Below are 20319 nucleotides of genomic sequence, written 5' to 3'. Positions count from 1 at the left end.
CGTCGAGAGTGAGAAGGCTCCTGATGCTGTCCCCGCGTGGCCTCCTCAAGAGCCGCGTGTACGTGCCGTACGTGCGGATCCCCCAGGGGCGGATGATCGACCTCCCGGGGCGCGGGTCGACCTTCGTGACCGACACCCCCGGGCCGAGCCCCGACTCCCCCGCCGTCGTGCTGCTGCACGCGGTCGGCTGCACCGGTCTGCTCACCTGGTTCCCGTCCATCGAGGCGCTCTCGCAGCGCTTCCGCGTCGTCACCATGGATCAGCGCTGGCACGGCCGCGGCATCCAGTCGCCCGAGTTCTCGCTCGTCGACTGTGCCGACGACGTGGCCGCCCTGATCGACGAGCTCGGGCTGTCCGAGCCGATCGTGGCCGGCTTCTCGATGGGCTCGATCGTCGCGCAGCGGGTCTGGCGCCAGCACCCGGACCGGATCGGGGGGCTGGTGCTGTGCGCGACCACGGACCGGTTCCGCTCCACGGTCGCCGAGCGGAGCTTCCACGCGAGCATGGAGCTCACGATGCTCGCTACGCGCGGGCTGTCCCGCAACCGCACGGCGGCGCGCGCCGCGCGGGCCGCGGGCCGGGCCACGAACCGCACCCTCGGCATCGCACCGCTGGACATCCACGACTGGGCGGTGGAGGAGTTCCGCAGCACCTCGCCCTGGGCGGTCGGCCAGGCGGTGGCCGCCCTGGGGCGGCACCACTCGCGCCCCTGGCTGCACCGCATCGACGTCCCCACGGCGGTCGTGGTGACGCTCAAGGACAAGGTGCTCCCGGCGGAGAACCAGGTCGGGCTCGCGCGCCGGATCCCCGGGGCGACCATCCACGACATCCCGGCCGGTCATGCCGCGTGCGTGCTGGAGTCCGGGCTGTTCGTACCGGCCCTGGTCGAGGCCGTCGGCACCGTCAACGCCCGGCGCCGCGACTTCCGGCGCCGGAGCCCCTCACCCCCGTCCTCCTCCGAGTCGGCCTGAGCTCACGCCTTCGCGGCGGCCGCCTTCTTCGCACCGGACCTGCGGGCCCGCCGGATCGGCGTCGGGGTGTCCGCGGCGACCACGGCGGCCTTGAGCGCGGCGAGCTCGGCCGGGAACCGCTGCACCAGGTCGTCGACGGCGGGCACCGACTCCTTGCAGGCGATGATCCCGACGTGCACCCGGCCGTTGTTCGACATGACGGTGACGTTGAGGCCTGCGCCGTGGAACACCGGGCCCAGCGGGTAGAGCGCCTCGATCCGGGCCCCCATGAAGTAGAGCGGCACCGGCGGGCCCGGGACGTTGGAGATCACCAGGTTGTGCACGACCGGGTGCCACTCGGGCATCTTCAGGCTGGCGTACGTGCGCACCGCGAGGCCGAAGGTCCGGGGCGCGGCGAACTCCGCCCAGTCCTGGAGCGAGTCGGCGCTGATCGCGGAGTGGTGCTCCTTGGCGAACTTGTTGCGCTCGGCGAGGTCTCGCAGCCGCTCGAGCGGGTCCTCGGTGTCGGTGCCGAGCTTGGCGAACAGGGCCGAGACCTTGTTGGCGCCGCCGGAGCGCTGCGACTGCTCGCGCACCGAGACCGGCACGGTCGCCAGCAGCGAGTGCGAGGGCAGCTCGTCGCGATCCTCGAGGTACGCGCGCAGCGCGCCGCCGGCGACGGAGAGCACCACGTCGTTGACGGTGGTGCCGGTGGCGTTCTTGATCTGCCGGATGTCGTCGAGCGACATGTCGGCCAGCGCGATCGCGCGGTGCCCGGTGATCGTGCCGTTGAACGACGTGCGCGGCGCCGAGAAGGGGGCCGCCATCGCGGTGCCCGCCCGGGCCCGGCCGAGCGTCTTCGTGACCAGCTGCGCCGACGGGGCGACGAGGCGTACGGCGGCGAGCGGCCGGGTCAGCAGGCCCAGCACTCCGCGGCCGAACAGCTCGGCGTGGCCCGGCTCGTGGCCGGCGGACCGCGGCTCGGCGGACACCATCGGGTCGGCGTCCGGCTCCAGGCTGCAGAGGTGCGAGATCAGGTTCGAGCCGGAGACGCCGTCGACGGTCGCGTGGTGCATCTTGGAGAACACCACGACCTTGTCGTCCTGGTAGCCCTCGATCACCCACATCTCCCACAACGGCGCCGAGCGGTCCAGGGGCAGGCCGGCGAGGTGGCCGGTGAGCTCCACCAGCTCGGCGTACCCGCCCGGGGACGGCAGCGCGAGCCGGTGCACGTGGCGGTCGATGTCGAAGTGGCTGTCCTGCACCCAGACCGGGTGGTCGATGCCCATCGGCACCCGGCGCAGCTTGCGGGTGAACTCCGGGACGTCGCGGACCCGCCGCTCGAGCTCGTCGCGGAACGCCGGGTAGGAGTAGCCCTCCGGCATCGTCCCCGGGTCCAGCACGATGACGCCGCAGACGTGCATCAGCTGCGCCGGCGTCTCCAGGTACAGGAAGCTCGCATCGAGTCCCGACAGCCGCTCCATGAGCCTCCCCTTCACCAAATGGAACGTGTTTCAATTCGTAACGAGGGTCGCACGCCGACGACACGCGTGACCACACTCTCAGTCCTGCTCCCGGATCGACCCCCTCCTAGATTGGCTGACATGTCGTTCCTGCGCCGCCAGCTCGTGACCGCCGCCCTGACGGCGAACGCGATCCGCCCGTTGCCCGGCTACCGCACCGCCATCCCGTCGTTCGCGGCCGGCTGGCTCACCACCGAGCTCGCCCCCCACCTGCTCGGGCTGACGGCCGCCGACACCGCCCTGCACGCCGTACGCCGCCCGCGCGGCCGCGGCGGGCTGGCCCTGGCCGCGCTCAACCTGGCCGGTCAGGCCTACCTCGTCGACCAGGCCCGCCGCGTGCAGAAGGACGCCGAGGACGCGCTGGCCGAGGGCATCGGCGCGGACTACGCCGAGCAGCTCGACGAGCTGCCGACTCCGGCCGAGCTCGCCACCCCCTGGCGGAAGCTGGTGAACCCGTTCCGGATGCGCAACGCCGACGTGGTCGTCGAGAAGGACATCGCCTACGCGCCCGAGCACGGCAAGCGCGGCCTGCTCGACGTCTACCGGCCGGCCGCCGGCGATCGTCGCGGGCAGGAGGCCGCGCCGGTCCTGCTCCAGGTGCACGGCGGCGCCTGGACGATCGGCACCAAGGACCAGCAGGGCATCCCGCTGATGCAGCACCTCGCCGCGAAGGGCTGGGTGTGCGTCGCCATCAACTACCGCCTCGCGCCCCGGGACCCGTTCCCGGCCCAGATCATCGACGTGAAGCGCGCGATCGCCTGGATCCGCGAGAACATCGAGGAGTACGGCGGCGACCCGGAGTACCTCGCCATCACCGGCGGCTCGGCCGGCGGCCACCTGGCGGCCCTGGCCGCGGTCACCCCGAACGACCCGGGGTACCAGCCCGGCTTCGAGGAGGCGGACACCAGCGTGGCCGTCGCGGTCCCGCACTACGGCGTGTACGACTTCGCCGGCTCCACGGGCCTGCGCAGCGCCGAACAGATGCGGGACCGCTTCCTGGCACCCCGGGTCGTCCGGCGCACCTGGGCCGAGGCCCCGCAGGTCTTCGAGGCCGGGACCCCCCTGCTGCGGATCACCGACGAGGCGCCGGACTTCTTCGTCCTGCACGGCGCGCACGACTCACTCGTGTCGGTCGAGCAGGCCCGGCTCTTCGTGGAGCGGCTGCGCGAGAGGTCAGGGGCCACCGTCGTGTACGCCGAGCTGCCGGGCGCCCAGCACGCCTTCGACGTGTTCCCGTCGATCCGCAGCGCGCACGTGGTGCGGGCGATCGACCGGTACCTGCACTGGCACTGGAACGGCTGGCGGCGCGCGCGTGATCAGCGGCCGCGGTCGGAGTCCTCGGCCACGACGTAGTCGTCGTCGCCGAGCGCCAGCAGCACAGCCGGCGCGTCGCCGGCCGAGGCGACCGTGACGGTGACCTCGGCGCCGGCGAGTCCGGCGAGCTCGTCGGCGTTCGTCTCGGTCGTGCCGTCGGCGTCGAAGTCGGCCAGCGCGCGGGCGGCCAGGTAGGCGGCGTCGCCGACGTCGAGGACCGTGTCGTCCACGCACCAGGCCGGCTCGGCCTCGGTGCCGCAGGCCTGCAGCACGCCCGTGAGCTCGGTCGGAGGAGCCGGGCCGGTGGACGGGTCGGGCGTCGGGTCGGGGGTCGGGTCGGGCGTCGGGTCGGGGGTCGGGTCGGGCGTGGGCTGCGGGGCCGGCTCCGTCTGGTGACCGTTGCCCTGGTGCCCGCTGCCGGTCTGGGCGGAGTGCTGCTGGCCTGCGGCGTGCTGCCCGTGCTGGCCGGCTCCGGGGTGCCCCGCGGTCGGCAGCGGCGCCACCGCGCGGGCGATGATGCTCGGGCCGTCGGACGGGGTGGGGAGCGTGTAGTCGCCGGTGCGGTACGCGTGCGCGAGCGCCATCACCCGGGCGACGTACGCCGCCGACGGGTTGTAGCGGTGCAGAGCGGTCCGGACACCGGCTCGGGTGTCGAGCGTGCCGGGCGCGGAGCAGAGGAACACCGCGGCACCGAGAGCGGCGTCGTCGAGGTCGTCGGCGGAGCGCTTGCCGTCGCCGTCGGCGTCCACCCCGACGCTGGTCCAGGTCGAGGGGAGGAACTGCATGGGGCCGACCGCGCGGTCCCAGCGCCGGTCGCCGTCCAGGCGTCCGGCGTCGGTGTCGGTCACCCGGGCGACATCGCCGGCACCGTTCAGCGCGACACCGCGGATCAGCGGGGCCGAGACGCCGTCGTCACCGAGAACGGCGCCACCGGACCGGCCGTGGTCGGACTCGACGCCTCCGACGCCGGCCAGCAGCGTCCAGGACAGCCCGCAGGTGCCGTCGACCTGGTCGACGACGGTCGCCGCGCGCTGGTAGGCGAGCATCGCCGTGAGCGGGATGTCGCCGGACGGCGTCGCGGCCGCCGGGGCCACGTCCCGGGCGGCGTCGACCCGGCCGCCCGCGGTCACCGGGAGCGGCGGCAGTGCGGGCAGTGCGGGCGACGAGGGCTCCGCGGTCGTGACCAGCGTGTCGATCGGGCCGGTCACCTGCTGGACGGACGGCTGACTCGTCCACGGGTGCACGACGACAGCGACGCTCACGAGAGTGAGCGTCGCTGTCAGCGCCAGGCGCAGCGGTCGCACGGTCGGCATGGTCTGGCCAGCGTAACTCCGGTCGCGGAACTGTCGCGCAACCCATAAGGGGGAAAAACGGAGGAAGGCCGAGTCCTTCGCCCGGCATTCAGCCGACTGTTCAGCGTGGGAGCCCCAGGATGCGCTCGCCGGCCACGTTGCGGAGGATCTGCGTCGTACCGCCGGCGATCGACAGGCACCGGGTGTTGAGCAGCTCCCACACGTCGGCCGTCAGGCGGTCGTCGGCGTCGAGCAGGATCCGGTCCCCGTGCAGCTCGACCACCAGCTCCGCACCGTCCTGGCGGTTCCGTACGCCGAGCAGCTTGGCCACGCTCGACTCCGCGCCCGGGCCCTGACCGGCGAGCGAACGCATCGTCGAGCGCACCCCCAGCAGCGAGCAGACGGTGGACAGCGCGACGGCGTGGCCGACGCGGACCCGCTGCGCCGCCGTGACCCCGTCCCCGGCGATCCCGACCGCCCGCTCGACGCTCTGGCTCAGCCGGGTCGAGCCCATCGCGACGCGCTCGTTGGCGAGGGTGGTCCGGGCCAGCTTCCACCCGTCGTCCACGTCACCGACCACGAGGTCGTCGGGCACGAAGACCTCGTCGAGGAACACCTCGTTGAAGAGCGCCTTGCCCGTGATCTCGCGCAGCGGACGGACCTCGATGCCGTCGCTGTTCCTCATGTCCACGAGGAAGTAGGTGATCCCCTGGTGCTTCTTGGCTTCGGGGTTGGTGCGGGCGAGGCAGATGCCCCAGTCGGCGCGCTCGGCGACCGAGTTCCAGACCTTCTGGCCGGTCAGCCGCCAGCCGCCGTCGACCTTCTCGGCCTTCGTGCGGAGCGACGCCAGGTCCGATCCCGCACCGGGCTCGGAGAAGAGCTGGCACCAGACCAGGTCGCCGAGCAGCGAGGGCCGCACGAACCGCTCCCGCTGCTCGTCGGTGCCGTGCTCCAGGATCGTCGGCACCGCCCAGCCCGCGATCACGATGTCCGGACGAGCCACGCCGGCCCGGGCGAGCTCCTGGTCGATCACGATCTGGGCCACCGGGTCCGCACCGACGCCGTACGGCGCCGGCCAGTGCGGCGCCAGGTACCCGGTCTCGACGAACGCGGCCCGCTGCTCGTCCTCCGGCAGCGCCGCGATCCTCTCGACGTTCTCGCGGACCTCCGCCCGGAGCGGCTCGTCGCGTCCCTCCAGGTCGAGCTCGACGCGCCGTCGTACGCCCGAGACCGCCGCGGCGGTCAGCCGCTCGGCCGCCTCGTCGCGGTCGCCGACCAGCGCCCGGAGCGTCAGCGCGCGACGCAGGTAGAGGTGCGCGTCGTGCTCGAAGGTGAAGCCGATGCCCCCGAGGACCTGGATGCAGGCCTTGGCGACCGCGACCGCGCCGTCGAAGGCGATCGCCGCGGCGACGTCGGCCGCGAACGCCCACTGCTCCTCGTCTCCCCCGGCCACGGCCGCGACGTCCCAGGCGGTCGCCGTCACCGACTCGGCGGTCTCCAGCATCTCGGCGCACAGGTGCTTGATCGCCTGGAACCTGCCGATCTTCTGCCCGAACTGCTCGCGGACCTTGGCGTACTCCACCGCGGTCGCCAGGCACCAGCGCGCGACGCCGGCGGCCTCGGCGGCCGCGAGCGTGACGGCAGTACGCCGGACCAGCCCGGTCGTCACGTCCACGGGGTCGCCGGCGGCCGGGTCCAGCACCCGCAGGCCGCCGAAGCGGCGGGACAGGTCCAGCCCGAGGACCGGGCTCAGCTCGACGGCGCCGCGGGGCAGCAGCCGCCACCGGCCGTCGACCTCGGCGAGCACGTGGGTCGCCGACGGCGCGTCCCAGACGACCTCGCCCAGCACGAGTCCGACCACCGCGTCCTCCGGCAGTCCGTCGAGCAGTGCGGCGGCGACCGCCGGCCCGAGCAGCGGCCCGGGGACGAGCTCGTGGGCGCAGGCCTCGAGCGCCACCGCGACGTCGAGGGTCGTGCCGCCCCCGCCGCCGGCGGACTCCGGCACGCCGATCGCCGGCACGCCCATCTCCACCAACGCGCCCCAGGCGCTCGCGAACGTCTCGCCGGGGTCGTCCTCGGCCGCACGAGCCAGCTCGCGGCCCTTCAGGTCGGACGCCCACTTGCGCAGGCTTGAGGCGAGCTCGACGTGCTCGTCGGAGATCCCGATGGACATGCGGCTCCTCGAAACTAGAACGTGTTCCAATCCTACTAGACTCCGGCCCCGTGACCGAGATGCCCGCCGACCTGCTGCCGCACGCGCTCGACGCCAAGGGCTTCATGCCCGGGGACGAGGGCCTGCTGCTCCACCGGTGCGCCCGCGAGCGCCTCCCCCACGGTCCGGCGCTCGAGGTCGGGACCTACTGCGGCAAGTCCGCGATCTACCTCGGCGCCGCCGCGCGCGAGGTGGGCGGGACGGTGTTCACCGTGGATCACCACCGCGGCTCGGAGGAGAACCAGGCCGGCTGGGAGCATCACGACACCTCGCTCGTCGACCACGAGACCGGGCTGATGGACACGCTGCCGGTCTTCCGCCGGACGATCGCGCGTGCCGGGCTGGAGGACGTCGTGGTCGCGGTCGTCGGCCGGTCGACGACGGTCAGCGCCCTCTGGCGCACTCCCCTGTCCCTGCTGTTCATCGACGGCGGGCACGCCGAGGAGCACGCGCAGAACGACTACTCCGGCTGGGCGCCGTGGATCATGCGTGGCGGCCTGCTCGTGATCCACGACGTCTTCCCGGACCCGGCGGACGGCGGGCAGCCGCCGTACCACGTGTTCCTCCGCGCGCTCGAGGGCGGTGCGTTCACCGAGGTGGAGGCGCTGGGCTCGGTGCGGGTGCTACGCCGGACGGCCGGTGACGCCGGCGACGGAGTCGGCTGACGGGCAGCCGCACTCGAGCGCGAGCTCGGAGAAGTGCGGCGCCAGCGAGGTCCCGCGCATGATCCCCGAGCCGGCCGTGCTGTGCCCCGCGACCTCGCCGAGCGCGTCCACCGCCAGGATCACGGCCGCAGCGGTGTACGTCGTGTGCTCCACCGGCCAGTGGACGTCGCGCGGCTCCTCGGTCTGGGTGTGGTCGTCGTAGACCCAGCCGGTCCAGTAGCGACCGTCTTCCTCGCGCAGGTGCTGCATGTCCTTCAGCAGCGTCAGCGCGCGCCGGTGGTCGCCGAGCGTGTCGAGCGCCAGCGCCAGCTCGCAGGTCTCGGCGCCGGTCACCCACGGGTTGGTGTCGACGCAGAGGATCCCGAGACCGGGCCGGACGAAGTCGTCCCACCGGCTCTCGAGCAGCTCGAACGCGTCGCGGCCCCGGACCGCGCCGCCGAGGACCGGGTAGTACCAGTCCATCGAGTGCGCGGACTTGTCCTCGAACAGGTCGCGGTGCTCGCGCACGGCGTGCCCGAGCCGGCCGCCGGCCAGCTCCCACTCCGGCTGCGGGTCGTCGAGCAGGTCGGCGAGCGCGACCCCCGCGCGCAGCGAGTGGTAGATGCTCGCGTTGCCCGTGAGCAGGCAGAAGTCCTCGGTGGGCGTCCAGTTGATGCCGCCCCACGACACCTGCTGCGCCACGACCCAGTCCAGCGCCGACCGCACGACCGGCCAGTACCGGTGCACGAACCCGATGTCGCGACGCACCAGCCAGTGGTGCCAGACGCCGACGGCGAGGTACGCCGACATGTTGACGTCCCCGCGCTCGTCCTCGGGCTCAGCGGCCACGATCTTCATCGGGAACGAGCCGTCCGCGCGCTGCAGGCCCGGCATCCACGCGTAGGCGCGCTCGGCCGCCTCGACCTGGCCGCCGACGAGCATGGCCATCGCGGCCTCGACGTGGTTCCACATGTCGACGTGCTCGCCCACGGTCCACGGGACGGCCCCGCACGGCTCCTGCATGGCCGCGATGGACGCCGCGGTGTCCGCGACCTGGCTGGGGCTCAGCACGCCCTCGACGTAGGGAAGGCTCATGCCACGTCCGGCTTGCGGAAGTACAGGACCATGCTCTTGCCAATCAGCGGGTCGAGGACCTTGCCGGCGTACCGGAGCGCCCGGGGCTGCTTCATGATCTCCCAGACCAGGAGCTTGTGGTACGCCTTCGCGGCCGGGTGGTCGTCGTTGTCGACGCCGACCGCGCACTTGATCCACCAGTACGGCGCGTGCAGCCCGTGGGCGTACTCCTTGCCCTCGAAGACCATCGCGGCGCCGGGCGTGCCGTCGTTGTAGCGGCCGGCCTTGGTCACCTTGTCGACCAGCTCGTGGTCGGTGTAGATCCGGATGTGCCCGCCCTCGGCGTTGTGGTAGTCGTCGGAGAGCTTCCAGTTGATGACCTCGGGCAGCCACCGCGGCACCGAGATGGCCAGCGTGCCCCCCGGGCGGAGGACCCGGACCAGCTCCTTGATCGCGTCGACGTCGGCGTGGATGTGCTCGAGGACCTCGGCGGCGACGATCCGGTCGAACTCGCCGTCCGCGAAGGGCAGCTCGAGCGCGTCGCCCTGCTTGATGTCGGCCTGGGCGCCCTCGGGGACCTCGCCCTGCTCCTTCATCGCGCCGAAGATCTCCAGCACCCCGGCCAGCTCGTCGGCGTCCATGTCGAACGCGATCACGTCGGCGCCGCGCCGGTACATCTCGAAGGCGTGCCGCCCGCCGCCGGCGCCCATGTCGAGCACGCGGTCACCCGGGCGCAGCCCCAGCCGGTCGAAGTCAACGGTCAGCACTGCTGTTCTCCTCGGTAGTCCTCGATCACTTCTTCGTAGGCCGCGGCGACCTTCTGGGCCACCGCGCGCCAGCTGAACAGCTCCTCGACGCGCTTGCGCCCGGCGAGGCCGTACCGCACCCGGCGGTCCGGGTCGTCGAGCATCGCGGCGATCGCGGCCTCCAGCTCGCCCACGTCGCCCGGGGTGACCAGGTCGGCGCAGAGCCCGTCCGGGCCGACCACCTCGGGGATGGCGCCCGCGTCGGACACGACCAGCGGCGTGCCGCAGGCCATCAGCTCGGCCGTGGGCAGCGAGAATCCCTCGTACAGCGACGGCACGCACGCCAGCTCCGCCGAGCCCATCAGCTCGACCAGCTCGGCGTCGCTGATGCCGTGGACGAACCGGACCGCGTCGCCGATCGAGAGCTTCTCGATGAGCTGCTCGGTGCGGCCGCCCGGCGTCGGCTTGGTGACCAGCACGAGCTCGACGTCGCGCTCGGTGCGCAGCTTGGCGAACGCCTCGAGCAGCGTCGAGATGCCCTTCATCGGCGCGTCCGCGCTGGCCATCGCCATGATCCGGCCCGGGACGCGCGGCTTGGTGGGCGGCACGAAGGCGTCGTCGACGCCGAGCAGGATGACCTGCATCCTCGCCGGGTCCACTCCGAAGTCGCGGGCGATGTCGCGGCGGGAGGTCTGCGACGGCGTCAGGATCCGGCGTGCCTGCCGGGCGACCTTCGCCTGCATCTTCACGAAGCCGTACCAGCGTCGCAGCGTGAACTTCCGCCACGGGTTCCGGGTGGAGGCGATGTCGATGCGGCGGTCGTAGCTGATCGGGTGGTGCAGCGTGGTGATCAGCGGCAGCCCGAGCTTCTCGATCTCGAGCATGCCGTAGCCGAGCACCTGGTTGTCGTGGACGATGTCGAAGTCGTCGACCCGGTCCCTCAGCGCGCGGACCGCACGCAGGCTGAACGTCTTCGGCTCCGGGAAGCCCGCCGCGCACATCGTCGCGAACTCCTCGACGTCGATCCGGTCCCGGAACTCCTTGAGCTTCGGCACCCGGAACGGGTCCGGCTCGCGGTAGAGGTCCAGGCTCGGCAGCCTGGTGAGCTCGACGCCGGGGTCGAGCTCCGGGTACGGCTGGCCGGAGAACACCTCCACGGAGTGGCCCAGGGCCACCAGCTCCCGGCTCAGGTGCCGGATGTAGATGCCCTGACCACCGCAGTGGGGCTTGCTCCGGTACGACAACAGCGCGACCCGCATCCGCACCCTCTCTGGCTCTGGCTGAACGACGGGCGTGGGGGACGCGCCGTACCGGCAAACTGGAACGTGTTCCTATTTTAGCCCATGAATTGCTAGCCTAGTGGCCCTGACCAGCGGAACACTCGGGGGTTCTCTAGACTCGACGGGCCACCAGTTCCGAACCGAAGACCACCATGGGGGTCCGTGTGAGCAGCGCCAACTCGCTGACGGTCGAGGACCTGGGCTCCGCCGCCCAGCGCGACCGACGCAAGCGCATCCTCGACGCGACCATCGCGCTCGCGTCACAGGGCGGATTCGACGCGGTGCAGATGCGGGCGGTCGCCGAGCGCGCCGACGTCGCCCTCGGCACGCTGTACCGGTACTTCCCCTCGAAGATCCACCTCCTGGTGTCCGCGCTGCAGCGCGAGTTCGAGCGCACCGAGCTGGCGCTCCGCGACCGGCCGATCGAGGGCGACACGACCGCCGAGCGCGTCATCACCGTGCTCAAGCGGACCACCCGCGGCATGCAGAGCGACCCGAAGCTCACCGAGGCGCTCACCAGGGCCTTCATGTTCGCGGACTCCTCCGTCGCCGCCGAGATCCACCAGGTCGGCATGCTGCTCACCGCGATGCTGACCCGCGCGATGTACCCCACCGGTCACGACGAGGTCACCGAGGAGGACGTCCAGGTCGCCCGCGTGATCGGCGACGTCTGGCTCTCGGCGCTCGTCGGCTGGGTCACCGGCCGCACCAACGCCGCCGAGACCGGTCAGCAGATCGAGGTCGCGGTCAAGCTGCTGCTGCGCGACTGAGGTCGCCGGCCGCTCAGCCGGGATAGGTCCGGCAGGGCTGGCTGCGCAGCGACGCGCAGTCCGGCGCCGTTGCGGGCACCTGCACGCCCGGGACGACCGGCAGGACCAGGCGCGACGGGTGCCGGCGGTCGGCTGCCACGAGGACCCGCTCACCGTGGGAGACGGTGCTGTCGAAGGCCCACAGCGGCTTGGCACCGCCGGGGGCGTCCAGCGTGAGCCGGATACGCGAGCCCTTCCGGAAGGGTTGGGCGAACGGGAACAGCTCGACCCGCACCTTGGTCCACACACCGGCCGGCAACGGGGCCGCGTCCGACGCGAGGTCCGTGTGCACGGGCGAGATCTGGGTCGAGCGGGTCAGGTCCAGCTTGCGATGGCTGACCCTCAGCCACCCGGACTGCACGTAGACCTCGGTGCCGTCGGGCCGGACCTCGCTCAGCGTGGCCTCGAGGTCGGTGTCCGGGGCCGACGAGCGGACCCAGAGGTCCACCGACCCGGTGCCGACCGCGACCACCGTCCTCCTCAACGGTGCCGTGATCCAGCCGAGGCCCTTGCCCGCGGGGATCTGCCGCCAGTCGTACGTCGGGTTCGCGGCCCAGATGTTGCCGCCCGGGAAGTCCGTGGCCGGGAGTGCCGACGGGTCCGCCCGGTAGCTGCGCCGGCCGGTCCGCTGGGTGTCCTTCGGCGGGGCGGCGCCCAGCCTGCGGCCCGAGAGGTAGAACGACGTCGGCCGGACGGACTCGAGCGGCCAGGAGGAGAACGTCCGGGTGAACCGCGGCAGCGGCGAACCGGCCGGCTGCCCGGCTGCGGCGCCTTCCTCGAAGAGGACCCGGACCGGCTTCTGCGACTCGTACTTCGCGAGTGCCTGCGCGTAGTCCAGGCCGGAGTAGTCGATGCCCTTCGGGAGCTGGAGCCCGCCCACCCCGGTGAGCGACTGCGCCAGGATCGGGGCGACGAAGTTCTTCGACGTGCCGGGCACCCGGTGCCCGACGTACAGGTCGAGGAAGTCGGCGTACCGGCCGAAGATGCCCAGGCTCAGGGACTCGATGTGCGACCCGTTGACCAGGTTGGCGTACACGTGCGGCGAGCCGGTGAGGTCGTCGAGCAGCGCCGGCCAGTGGCCGCCGGTCTGCTCGTCCTGCCAGGCACCGGCGATGAAGACCGGGACGTCGATGTCGTGCGCCCAGACGCTCGGGCTGATCGGGTCGCCGATCTCCGGCGAGTAGAACGGGTTCGCCTCGATCATGCTGCCGAGGTCGACGTTCTGCAGGCGCACCCGCTGGTTGTCGGCGCAGACCGTGTCGCCGGCGTCCGCCCGGTCCTTGCTCCACTGCTGGCCGTACGGCATCGCCTGCTCGGCCCGGTCGTCCGCCCAGGGGACGGCGAAGCCGGTGTTGAGGATGCCGCCCGGGTACAGCGTGCCGCGGTAGGTGTCGTCGATGACCGACAGCGGAGTGATCGCCGCCAGGTCCGGCGGCTGGGTGCGGGCGACGTAGAGCTGCTCGATGCCCGGGTAGGAGATGCCGACCATGCCGACCTTGCCGGCGACCCAGGGCTGGGCGGCCACCGTCTCGATGACGTCGTACCCGTCGACGCTCTGGACCGGCTCGAAGGTCATGAACGCCCCGCCCGAGCAGCCGGTGCCCCGGACGTTCACCCCGACGTACGCGAAGCCGAGGCTGTTGAAGAGCTGGGCGAACGTCGTGTTCGCGGGGTTGCTCGGGTCGTACCCGGAGTACTCGACGACCGTCGGGAACGGGCCCGGGCCGCCCGGCAGCGACACCTCGGCCGAGAGCGTCGTCCCGTCGCGCGTGGTGATGTAGTTGAAGCCCTTGCTCAGCGTCTGGCCGTCGTAGAACGATTGCGCCGGGGGCGGGCCGTCGAAGTCGGCGACGGCGACAGGTCCGGACTCCGTCCCTTCCCCGCGCACGGAGTAGGTGCCGGCCTCCAGCTCACGCCAGGCCAGGCTGCCCAGGGAATCGACGGTGCCGGTCCCGACGACCGCGCCGTCGTGCACCAGCGAGAGCTCCGCGCCCGGCGTCGCATCCAGGACGTAGAGCTGGTTCACGCTCGGCCGGATCGTGTACGTCGTGGGACCTGCCGCGGTGGCCCCGCTCGTCAGCAGGCCGGCCAGCACACATCCCGACGCGACGGCCGCAGCCGCCACCCTCCGCGCTCCCATGGCGCGATGCTGCCACGTTCCCGCCTCGCTGTGTCCGGAATCGTCGGGGGGCAGGCGCGCCTCGCACTCAGTGCGCGGGCGTCTCGTCGTCCCAGCGGTCCCAGTCGGCGTCGGTGCCGGCCGGCATGCCGTGCTCGGCCACCGCTCGCATCCGGCGCGCGCCCTCGGCATCGTCGAGGTCGCTGGGCACGACCACGAGGCGCAGGCGCCGACCCGTGGCCATGGTGAGGATCATCAGGTGGGTGTCGTCGCTGGGGAACGAGCCGACCTTGATCGGCCCGCGCCGCGCAACGATCCGCCGGAGGGCCCGGCCGTCGGCCGCCGGGCTGTCCCAGTCCGGTCGCGAGATCAGCAGGCGATTGATCCTGCCCACGGCGGCCGGGAAGTGGTCGACCAGGTCGGCGGCCTCGGGCTGGAGGTCGCGGGACTGGGGCCACCAGGCGCCGTGCAGGAAGCCAACGGGATCGTCGTCGAGCTCGAGCCGCAGCGGCACGCGCCCTTCCACGGTCGCGACGGGAATGGAGGTGGTCGGTGACGTCGGCACGACGTCCGCCCTTCAGTCCTGTCCTGCAGCTCGACGAACTGGCCCGACAGGTCGGTTGCTCTCGACGCTACTCGGGCACCGCAACTCGCACGTGCGGAGGCTCCGCGGACCGGCCCTGGTACGCCAGGATCGCAGGGTTGACCACCCGGCCCTCCCGGATCTCGACGGCCCGGCTCAGGGTCTCGTCCGCGTCCCAGGCCGCGGGCCCCTCGAGCACCGGACGCAGGAACGGGATCAGTGCGTTGCTGTTCTCCCAGGTCGCCGAGGCCCACAGGTACGACGGGCTGTGGTCCACCGCGTAGTAGAGGACGTTGTTCCCCACCAGGAAGGTGGGGTCCTCGAAGCCCGTCGGTCGCGCCCAGCTGAAGCCCATCCCCAGGTCGCAGGAGACGTCGACGATCACGCTGCCGGGACGGAACGCGTCCACGTCCTCGGTCTGGAGGTAGACGAGCGGGTGCGCTGGGTCCTGGAGGGTGCAGTTCACGACGACGTCGTTCTCGGCCAGGTAGGCCGCGAGCGGCTCGCGGCCGCGCTCGGTGATGACGTGGCTCAGGTGCTCGCCGTCCGGCTCGTGGTCGAACTGGCGGATCAGCACGGAGTGGATCGGTGACCCGACCGCCGCCACGCCCCGGTTCGTCAGCACGGCGACCTGGTGGACGCCGTGCGCGTTGAGCGCGGTGACCGCACCCCGGGCGGTCGCTCCGAACCCGATCACCACCGCCGTCAGGCGTCGCCCGTAGTCACCGGTGATGCCCGCGAGCTGGAGCGCGTGGAGCACCGAGCAGTACCCGGCCAGCTCGTTGTTCTTGTGGAACACGTGCAGGCCGACTCCGCCGTCCCGGGTCCAGTGGTTCATCGCCTCGAAGGCGATCAGGGTCAGCCGCCGGTCGATCGCGAGCTGCGTGAGCTCACGGTCCTGGACGCAGTGCGGCCAGCCCCACAGCACCTGACCCGGACCCAGGGCGGCGACGTCCGCGTGCTGCGGCTTGGGCAGCAGCACGACGTCGGAGGCCGACAGCAGCTCGGCGCGCGACGCGAACCCGGCGACGTGGTCGTCGAGGGACTCGTCCGAGACACCGAACCGCGCGCCGTACCCGTGCTCGAGCGTCATCCGGGCCCGGAGGTCGGGGTCCAGGTGCGGGATGTGCTCGGGATGGAGCGGCAGCCGGTGCTCGTTCTCCTTGGCCGACGAGCCGATGACCCCGAGTCCCAGCAGCGTCACTACTTCTTCTTCGCCGGGTGGACCTTGTCGGAGAACGTCTCCTCGACGCCCTTGCCGCGCTTCTCGGCGCGCTTCTCCTTGATGGACTTCCCGGACTTCTTGGACATGTTCTGCCGCGGCGACTTGTCGCTCATGGGGAATCTCTCTGAGAGGAAGCCTGAACGGCTCCGTCCCACGACCCTACGCCCCCACCGATGCGGCCGGGACGCGGCCGGCGTCAGGCGACCTGGACCCGGCGACGCCGCAGCGGCCGCACCAGCGCGTACACGCCCATGCTCAGCGAGCCCAGCACCATCAGGTGCCCACCGACCGCGTCGACGGCGCCGACCGAGGCGACCGCCCCGGGCGCCGCGACCGCCCACTTCCGGACCTGGCTGCTGGCCTTGGCGCCCGTCGACGACCAGGTCGCGAAGTGCTCGCAGTTGTTCGTGACGAGGCGGTAGCCCTCCGTCCCGAGGAGCGACTCGGCGTTGGCCACGATCTGGTCCGCGGGCAGGCCGACCTTGTACGAGCGCACGTGGACCTCGTCGCCGGCCGCGAACTCCGTCCACGACGTCCGGACGATGCGCCGGATCGAGCGGCGTACGCCGACGTAGTGGATGACCGTGCCGTCGCCGCAGTCGATCCCGTGGTGGCTGTAGTGCCGACGCCGACGTACGTAGACGTGGTCCCCGCGGCTCATGCGGCGTTCGAGCAGGGCTCGGGGCCCGGCTGGTCGAACACGAACCGGCGGAAGACCCAGAACCGGGTCGCGGTGCCGAGGCCGAGGCCGATGACGTTGGCCGCCAGGTTGTCGGCGATCGGACCGGCCTGCCCGAGCACGTGCCGGCTGACCCAGAGGCAGACCACGGGGATCGCCATCGTGAGCGCGCCGAGCCCGAAGAACCGCACGAGCCCGGTCGAGGCGTCGCCGATCTCGCGATCGCGGAACGCCCAGGCGCGCATCCCGGCGTACGCCACGCAGCCCGCCAGCACGTTGACCAGGACGAACGCCGTCAGGGGCTGGTCGTGCAGGGGCGCCGAGCCCAGCGCCAGTCCGTGGACGAGGGCGTTGAAGCCCACGAAGGAGACGACGGTCGCGAGGCCGCCCACCAGGAGGAACCGCACCACCTCGCCGAGCACGCGCCGCGCCGACGTCGCAGGGGCGGACGGCGTGCTCACCGGGGAAGGCTAGCGGTGGCCCCTCACTCCAGGTACGCCGCGGTCGATCCGCCGAGCTCCATCACGGGGAGCCCGAGCTTGCGGTGGTCCCAGGAGCGGGTCCGTCGCCGGTCGAGGCGGATCGCGGCACGGTTGTGCGCCATGAACTCCACGAACGGCTTCATCTCCTCGGTGTACTCGCCGTTGTAGCGCTCGAAGATGTTGAGGCAGACGTCCCAGACGACGTCCTCGTCCTCGACGACGACACCCTCGCCCTCGATCGCGATGCCGCGGAGCTGGTCGTAGGTGTGCCCGGTCTCGACGAGGAACGAGCAGCGCGGGTCCCGGCGTAGGTTGAGGGTCTTCTGCGCCTTCTTCTTGGTCTCGAACCAGATCTCGCCGTCGAGCACGGCGTACCACATGCCGACCAGGTGGATCTGGCCCTGCGGGCCGTGGGTCGCGAGCGTCGACGAGCGCTGCTGGACCAGGAACTCCGTGACCTCGTCGTCCGACATGACGACCTGGCCGCGCTGGTTGGGCACCTCAGCCGCCGAACGCGTGCGTCGCGGTGACGCCGCCGTCGATCGAGATCTCGGCGCCGTTGATGTACGCCGACTCGTCGCTGGCCAGGAAGACGTACAGCGGTGCGACGTCCTCGGGGTGGCCGACCCGGCGCAGCGGCACCTTCGAGGCGCCGAACTCCATCGCGGCGTCGCCGCCGTGGACCCGGGTCATCGGGGTGTCGATCATGCCGGGGTGCACGGAGTTCACCCGGATCTGCTTCGGGCCGAGCTCCATCGCCGCGCACCTGGTCATGCCCCGGATCGCCCACTTGGTCGCGGCGTACGCAGTGCAGTTCGCCATGCCCGCCAGGCCCTCGACCGACGAGGCGTTGATGATCGAGCCGCCGCCGTTCGTGCGCATCGTCTGCGTGACCGCCTGCATGCCGAGGAAGCAGCCGAGCTGGTTCACCCGGAACAGCAGCTCGAGCTCGTCGAGCGGCATCGTCTCGATCTCGCCGAAGCGCAGCAGCCCGGCGTTGTTCGCGAGCACGTTGACCGGGCCGAAGCGCTGGTTGGCGTCCTCGACCAGGGTGCTCCAGGACGCCTGGTCGCTGACGTCGTGGTGGGCGAAGTGGGCGTTGGCGCCCCCGGAGACCTCGCAGAGCTCGTCGGCGAGCGCCTGGCCCTGCTCCTTGGCGATGTCCGCGACCACCACCCGCGCGCCCTCGGCCACGAACGCGCGGCAGATGCCCGCGCCCTGTCCCATCGCGCCGCCGGTGACGATAGCGACCTTGCCCTCGAGCCTGCTCATCTCACACCGTCAGCTTCATGATCGAGTCGGCGGCGAAGCCCTGGGCCGGGTCCCGGCCGTCGAAGTAGCCGCCGAGCTGCTTGTCCAGGTCGTCCAGCGTCCAGAGGTTGCCGGACTTGTCGAACCGCTGCTCCACCACCGGCGCCGCGACCAGGGCCACCATGCCGCCGTACACGACGAAGACCTGGCCGGTGATGTTCGCCGCCGCCGGGGAGGCGAGGTACGCCACGACCGGTGCGACGTGGTCGGGTGAGTAGGGGTCGACGTCGAGCCCGGACTCGTCCGCGCCGAAGACCTGCGCGGTCATGGCGGTCCGGGCGCGCGGGCAGATCGCGTTCGCCCGCACGCCGCTGCTGGCCAGCGCCCGCGCCGTCGAGACGGTGAGCGCGGCGATGCCGGCCTTGGCGGCGCCGTAGTTGGCCTGTCCGGGCGGTCCGGAGAGGAACGCCTCGGAGGCGGTGTTGACCACGGCCGCGCCGACCGGGCCGGACTCCTTGGCCTGCGCGCGCCAGTACGCCGCCGCGTTGCGCGAGAGCAGGAAGTGACCGCGCAGGTGGATGTGCACCACCTGGTCCCACTCCTCGTCCGACATGTTGAAGAGCATCCGGTCCCGGGTGATGCCGGCGTTGTTGACGACCACGTCGAGCCGACCGAAGCCGTCGACGGCAGCGGTGACCATCGCGTCGGCCGTCGCCCGCTCCCCCACGTCGCCGGCGACGACCGTCGCCTCCCCGCCGCGGGAGCGGATCTCCTCGGCGGCCTCGTCGGCACCGCCGGGCAGGTCGTTCAGCACGACCCGCGCCCCGGCGTCGGCCAGCGCCAGGGCCTCGGCCCGGCCGAGGCCCGCACCGGCTCCGGTGACGACCGCGACCTTGCCGTCCAGGGACACGTCTCCCACGTCAGTCCTCCAGCGAGATGGCGGCGCGCGGGCAGGCCGCGACGGCCCGCTTCACGGCATCGACGTTCTCGGGCGTCGTCTCCTCGGTGCGCAGCTGGAGGAAGTCGTCGTCGTCCAGCTCGAACACCTCGGGCGCGAGCGACTCGCACAGGGCGTTCGACTCGCACAGGTCGAAGTCGACCTTGATCTTCATGCTCAGCTTCCTTCCGAGGAGTGACCGGGGAACACGTGGGCGCTCGGGTCGACGACGACCGCGGCGTTGTTGACGGCGGTGGCGGCCTCGCCGAAGCCCACGGCGATCAGGCGGACCTTGCCGGGGTACTCGGTGACGTCGCCGGCCGCGAAGACCCGCTGCAGGTTGGTGCGCATCGAGGAGTCGACGACGACGTGCCGCTTCTCGACCTCGATGCCCCAGTGCTGGAGGGGACCGAGGTCGGCGACGAAACCGAGGGCGGCGACGACCGCCTGGGCCGGGCGGTTGGTGACCTCGCCGTCGACGGTGATGTCGATCGACTCCAGGACACCGTTGCCCTTGAGGGCGGAGACCTCCGCCCTCGTGACGATCTCGACCGACGAGGAGCGCACGGCCTCGACGGTCCGCTGGTGCGCGCGGAACGCGTCGCGCCGGTGCACGAGCGTCACCGAGTGGGCGACCGGCTCGAGGTGGAGCGCCCAGTCGAAGGCGCTGTCTCCCCCGCCGACGATGACGACGTCCTTGCCGGCGTACGGCGCGAAGCTCGGCACGAAGAACTCCAGGCCGCGGCCGAGCCAGCCGTCCCCGGCGGGCAGGGGACGAGGGCTGAACTTGCCGATCCCGGCGGTGATCAGCACCGCTTTCGCGTGGATCTCGGTGCCGTCGTCGAGGCCGACGACCACGCCCTCCTCGTGCTCGGTGAGGGTGCTCGCGGTGCGGTCGAGGAAGTACGCCGGGCTCCCGGTCGCGGCCTGGCTCACCAGACCCTCGACGAGGTCGCGGCCCTTGATGCTCGGGAAGCCGGCGACGTCCAGGATCTGCTTCTCCGGGTACATGGCCGTGATCTGGCCGCCGAGCTCCGGGAGTGAGTCGACGACCGCGATCCGCATCCCCCGGAAGCCCGCGTAGTAGGCGGCGAAGAGCCCCGTGGGGCCGGCGCCGATGACGAGGAGGTCGGTGTCGTGGGTGTGCGCTGCTGACTGCTGGGACACGCCGCGATCCTGCCCTTCCCCGAAGCCGGCCT

Annotated in this window: 21 protein-coding genes; 4 read left to right on the top strand and 17 right to left on the bottom strand. The window is 72.1% G+C overall.

What is annotated here, in order from left to right:
* Positions 1 to 23: 23 nt before the first annotated feature.
* Positions 24 to 971, top strand: coding sequence for an alpha/beta fold hydrolase (locus tag N538_RS0116165; RefSeq protein WP_028638141.1), 948 nt, complete (start codon positions 24 to 26; stop codon positions 969 to 971).
* Positions 972 to 973: 2 nt separating this feature from the next.
* On the opposite strand, the gene N538_RS25875 is transcribed toward N538_RS0116165, so the two are convergent.
* Positions 974 to 2434, bottom strand: a complete 1461-nt coding sequence (locus N538_RS25875) for a WS/DGAT/MGAT family O-acyltransferase (RefSeq protein WP_036570773.1) — start codon at positions 2432 to 2434, stop codon at positions 974 to 976.
* 120 nt (positions 2435 to 2554) lie between these two features.
* Here N538_RS25875 and N538_RS0116155 point away from each other — a divergent pair, with 120 nt between their 5' ends.
* The gene (locus N538_RS0116155) at positions 2555 to 3826 is read left to right on the top strand and encodes an alpha/beta hydrolase (RefSeq protein ID WP_028638140.1); all 1272 of its coding nucleotides are present in this window, start codon (positions 2555 to 2557) and stop codon (positions 3824 to 3826) included.
* Here the strand turns inward: N538_RS0116155 and N538_RS27565 are convergent.
* Entirely contained in the window at positions 3790 to 5100 is a 1311-nt protein-coding gene (locus N538_RS27565; RefSeq protein WP_051549359.1) for a lytic transglycosylase domain-containing protein, read from the bottom strand. The two genes, N538_RS0116155 and N538_RS27565, sit on opposite strands and share 37 nt — an antisense overlap.
* Before the next feature lie 100 nt (positions 5101 to 5200).
* Positions 5201 to 7252, bottom strand: coding sequence for an acyl-CoA dehydrogenase (locus N538_RS0116145; RefSeq protein WP_028638139.1), 2052 nt, complete (start codon positions 7250 to 7252; stop codon positions 5201 to 5203).
* Positions 7253 to 7311: 59 nt separating this feature from the next.
* Between N538_RS0116145 and N538_RS0116140 the strand changes: the two genes are divergently transcribed.
* Positions 7312 to 7956: a class I SAM-dependent methyltransferase gene (locus N538_RS0116140; protein ID WP_028638138.1), complete on the top strand. Its 645-nt coding sequence runs from the start codon at positions 7312 to 7314 to the stop codon at positions 7954 to 7956.
* On the opposite strand, the gene N538_RS0116135 is transcribed toward N538_RS0116140, so the two are convergent.
* From N538_RS0116135 to N538_RS0116125, 3 genes are read right to left on the bottom strand one after another with little or no spacing between them, the layout of a single operon-like run.
* Positions 7915 to 9030 (bottom strand): prenyltransferase, encoded by a 1116-nt coding sequence (locus tag N538_RS0116135; protein ID WP_028638137.1) that lies wholly within the window; start codon positions 9028 to 9030, stop codon positions 7915 to 7917. The genes N538_RS0116140 and N538_RS0116135 overlap by 42 nt on opposite strands.
* A complete protein-coding gene (locus N538_RS0116130; RefSeq protein WP_028638136.1) occupies positions 9027 to 9776 on the bottom strand; it encodes a class I SAM-dependent methyltransferase in 750 nt (249 codons plus the stop codon). Before N538_RS0116130 ends, N538_RS0116135 begins: the two co-directional genes overlap by 4 nt.
* The gene (locus tag N538_RS0116125) at positions 9770 to 11014 is read right to left on the bottom strand and encodes a glycosyltransferase family 4 protein (RefSeq protein WP_028638135.1); all 1245 of its coding nucleotides are present in this window, start codon (positions 11012 to 11014) and stop codon (positions 9770 to 9772) included. Before N538_RS0116125 ends, N538_RS0116130 begins: the two co-directional genes overlap by 7 nt.
* Positions 11015 to 11199: 185 nt before the next feature.
* On the opposite strand from N538_RS0116125, the gene N538_RS0116120 reads away from it, so the two are divergent.
* Positions 11200 to 11805 carry a TetR family transcriptional regulator gene (locus N538_RS0116120; RefSeq protein ID WP_231496245.1) on the top strand — a complete coding sequence of 202 codons (606 nt, stop codon included), beginning with the start codon at positions 11200 to 11202 and terminating at the stop codon, positions 11803 to 11805.
* A gap of 13 nt (positions 11806 to 11818) precedes the next feature.
* Here N538_RS0116120 and N538_RS0116115 read toward each other — a convergent pair whose 3' ends face one another.
* From N538_RS0116115 to N538_RS0116065, 11 genes are all read right to left on the bottom strand, one after another.
* A complete protein-coding gene (locus N538_RS0116115) occupies positions 11819 to 13984 on the bottom strand; it encodes a CocE/NonD family hydrolase (protein WP_028638133.1) in 2166 nt (721 codons plus the stop codon).
* Positions 13985 to 14051: 67 nt separating this feature from the next.
* A complete protein-coding gene (locus tag N538_RS0116110; RefSeq protein WP_155992152.1) occupies positions 14052 to 14489 on the bottom strand; it encodes a DUF5994 family protein in 438 nt (145 codons plus the stop codon).
* Between the two features lie 106 nt (positions 14490 to 14595).
* Positions 14596 to 15750: a N(5)-(carboxyethyl)ornithine synthase gene (locus N538_RS0116105; RefSeq protein ID WP_028638131.1), complete on the bottom strand. Its 1155-nt coding sequence runs from the start codon at positions 15748 to 15750 to the stop codon at positions 14596 to 14598.
* A complete protein-coding gene (locus N538_RS29550; RefSeq protein ID WP_269320359.1) occupies positions 15750 to 15884 on the bottom strand; it encodes a hypothetical protein in 135 nt (44 codons plus the stop codon). The genes N538_RS0116105 and N538_RS29550 overlap by 1 nt, the downstream gene beginning before the upstream one ends.
* 83 nt (positions 15885 to 15967) lie before the next feature.
* Complete coding sequence (locus N538_RS25865) at positions 15968 to 16432, bottom strand: lecithin retinol acyltransferase family protein (protein ID WP_051549357.1); 465 nt, start codon at positions 16430 to 16432, stop codon at positions 15968 to 15970.
* A complete protein-coding gene (locus tag N538_RS27560; protein WP_051549356.1) occupies positions 16429 to 16911 on the bottom strand; it encodes a GtrA family protein in 483 nt (160 codons plus the stop codon). The genes N538_RS25865 and N538_RS27560 overlap by 4 nt, the downstream gene beginning before the upstream one ends.
* Before the next feature lie 23 nt (positions 16912 to 16934).
* Positions 16935 to 17432: a pyridoxamine 5'-phosphate oxidase family protein gene (locus tag N538_RS0116085; protein WP_028638130.1), complete on the bottom strand. Its 498-nt coding sequence runs from the start codon at positions 17430 to 17432 to the stop codon at positions 16935 to 16937.
* Between the two features lies 1 nt (position 17433).
* Positions 17434 to 18204, bottom strand: a complete 771-nt coding sequence (locus N538_RS0116080; protein ID WP_028638129.1) for an SDR family NAD(P)-dependent oxidoreductase — start codon at positions 18202 to 18204, stop codon at positions 17434 to 17436.
* Between the two features lies 1 nt (position 18205).
* The gene (locus N538_RS0116075) at positions 18206 to 19102 is read right to left on the bottom strand and encodes a 3-oxoacyl-ACP reductase (RefSeq protein ID WP_231496244.1); all 897 of its coding nucleotides are present in this window, start codon (positions 19100 to 19102) and stop codon (positions 18206 to 18208) included.
* A 1-nt stretch (position 19103) separates the two neighbouring features.
* A complete protein-coding gene (locus N538_RS0116070; protein WP_028638127.1) occupies positions 19104 to 19295 on the bottom strand; it encodes a ferredoxin in 192 nt (63 codons plus the stop codon).
* A 2-nt stretch (positions 19296 to 19297) separates the two neighbouring features.
* Positions 19298 to 20287, bottom strand: a complete 990-nt coding sequence (locus N538_RS0116065) for an NAD(P)/FAD-dependent oxidoreductase (protein WP_028638126.1) — start codon at positions 20285 to 20287, stop codon at positions 19298 to 19300.
* Positions 20288 to 20319: the final 32 nt, after the last annotated feature.

Source organism: Nocardioides sp. URHA0032 (assembly GCF_000620645.1).
In the GTDB taxonomy this organism is placed as follows: domain Bacteria; phylum Actinomycetota; class Actinomycetes; order Propionibacteriales; family Nocardioidaceae; genus Nocardioides.
The sequence above is the reverse complement of the archived record's forward strand: the minus strand, read 5'-3'. Positions and strand labels throughout refer to the sequence as shown.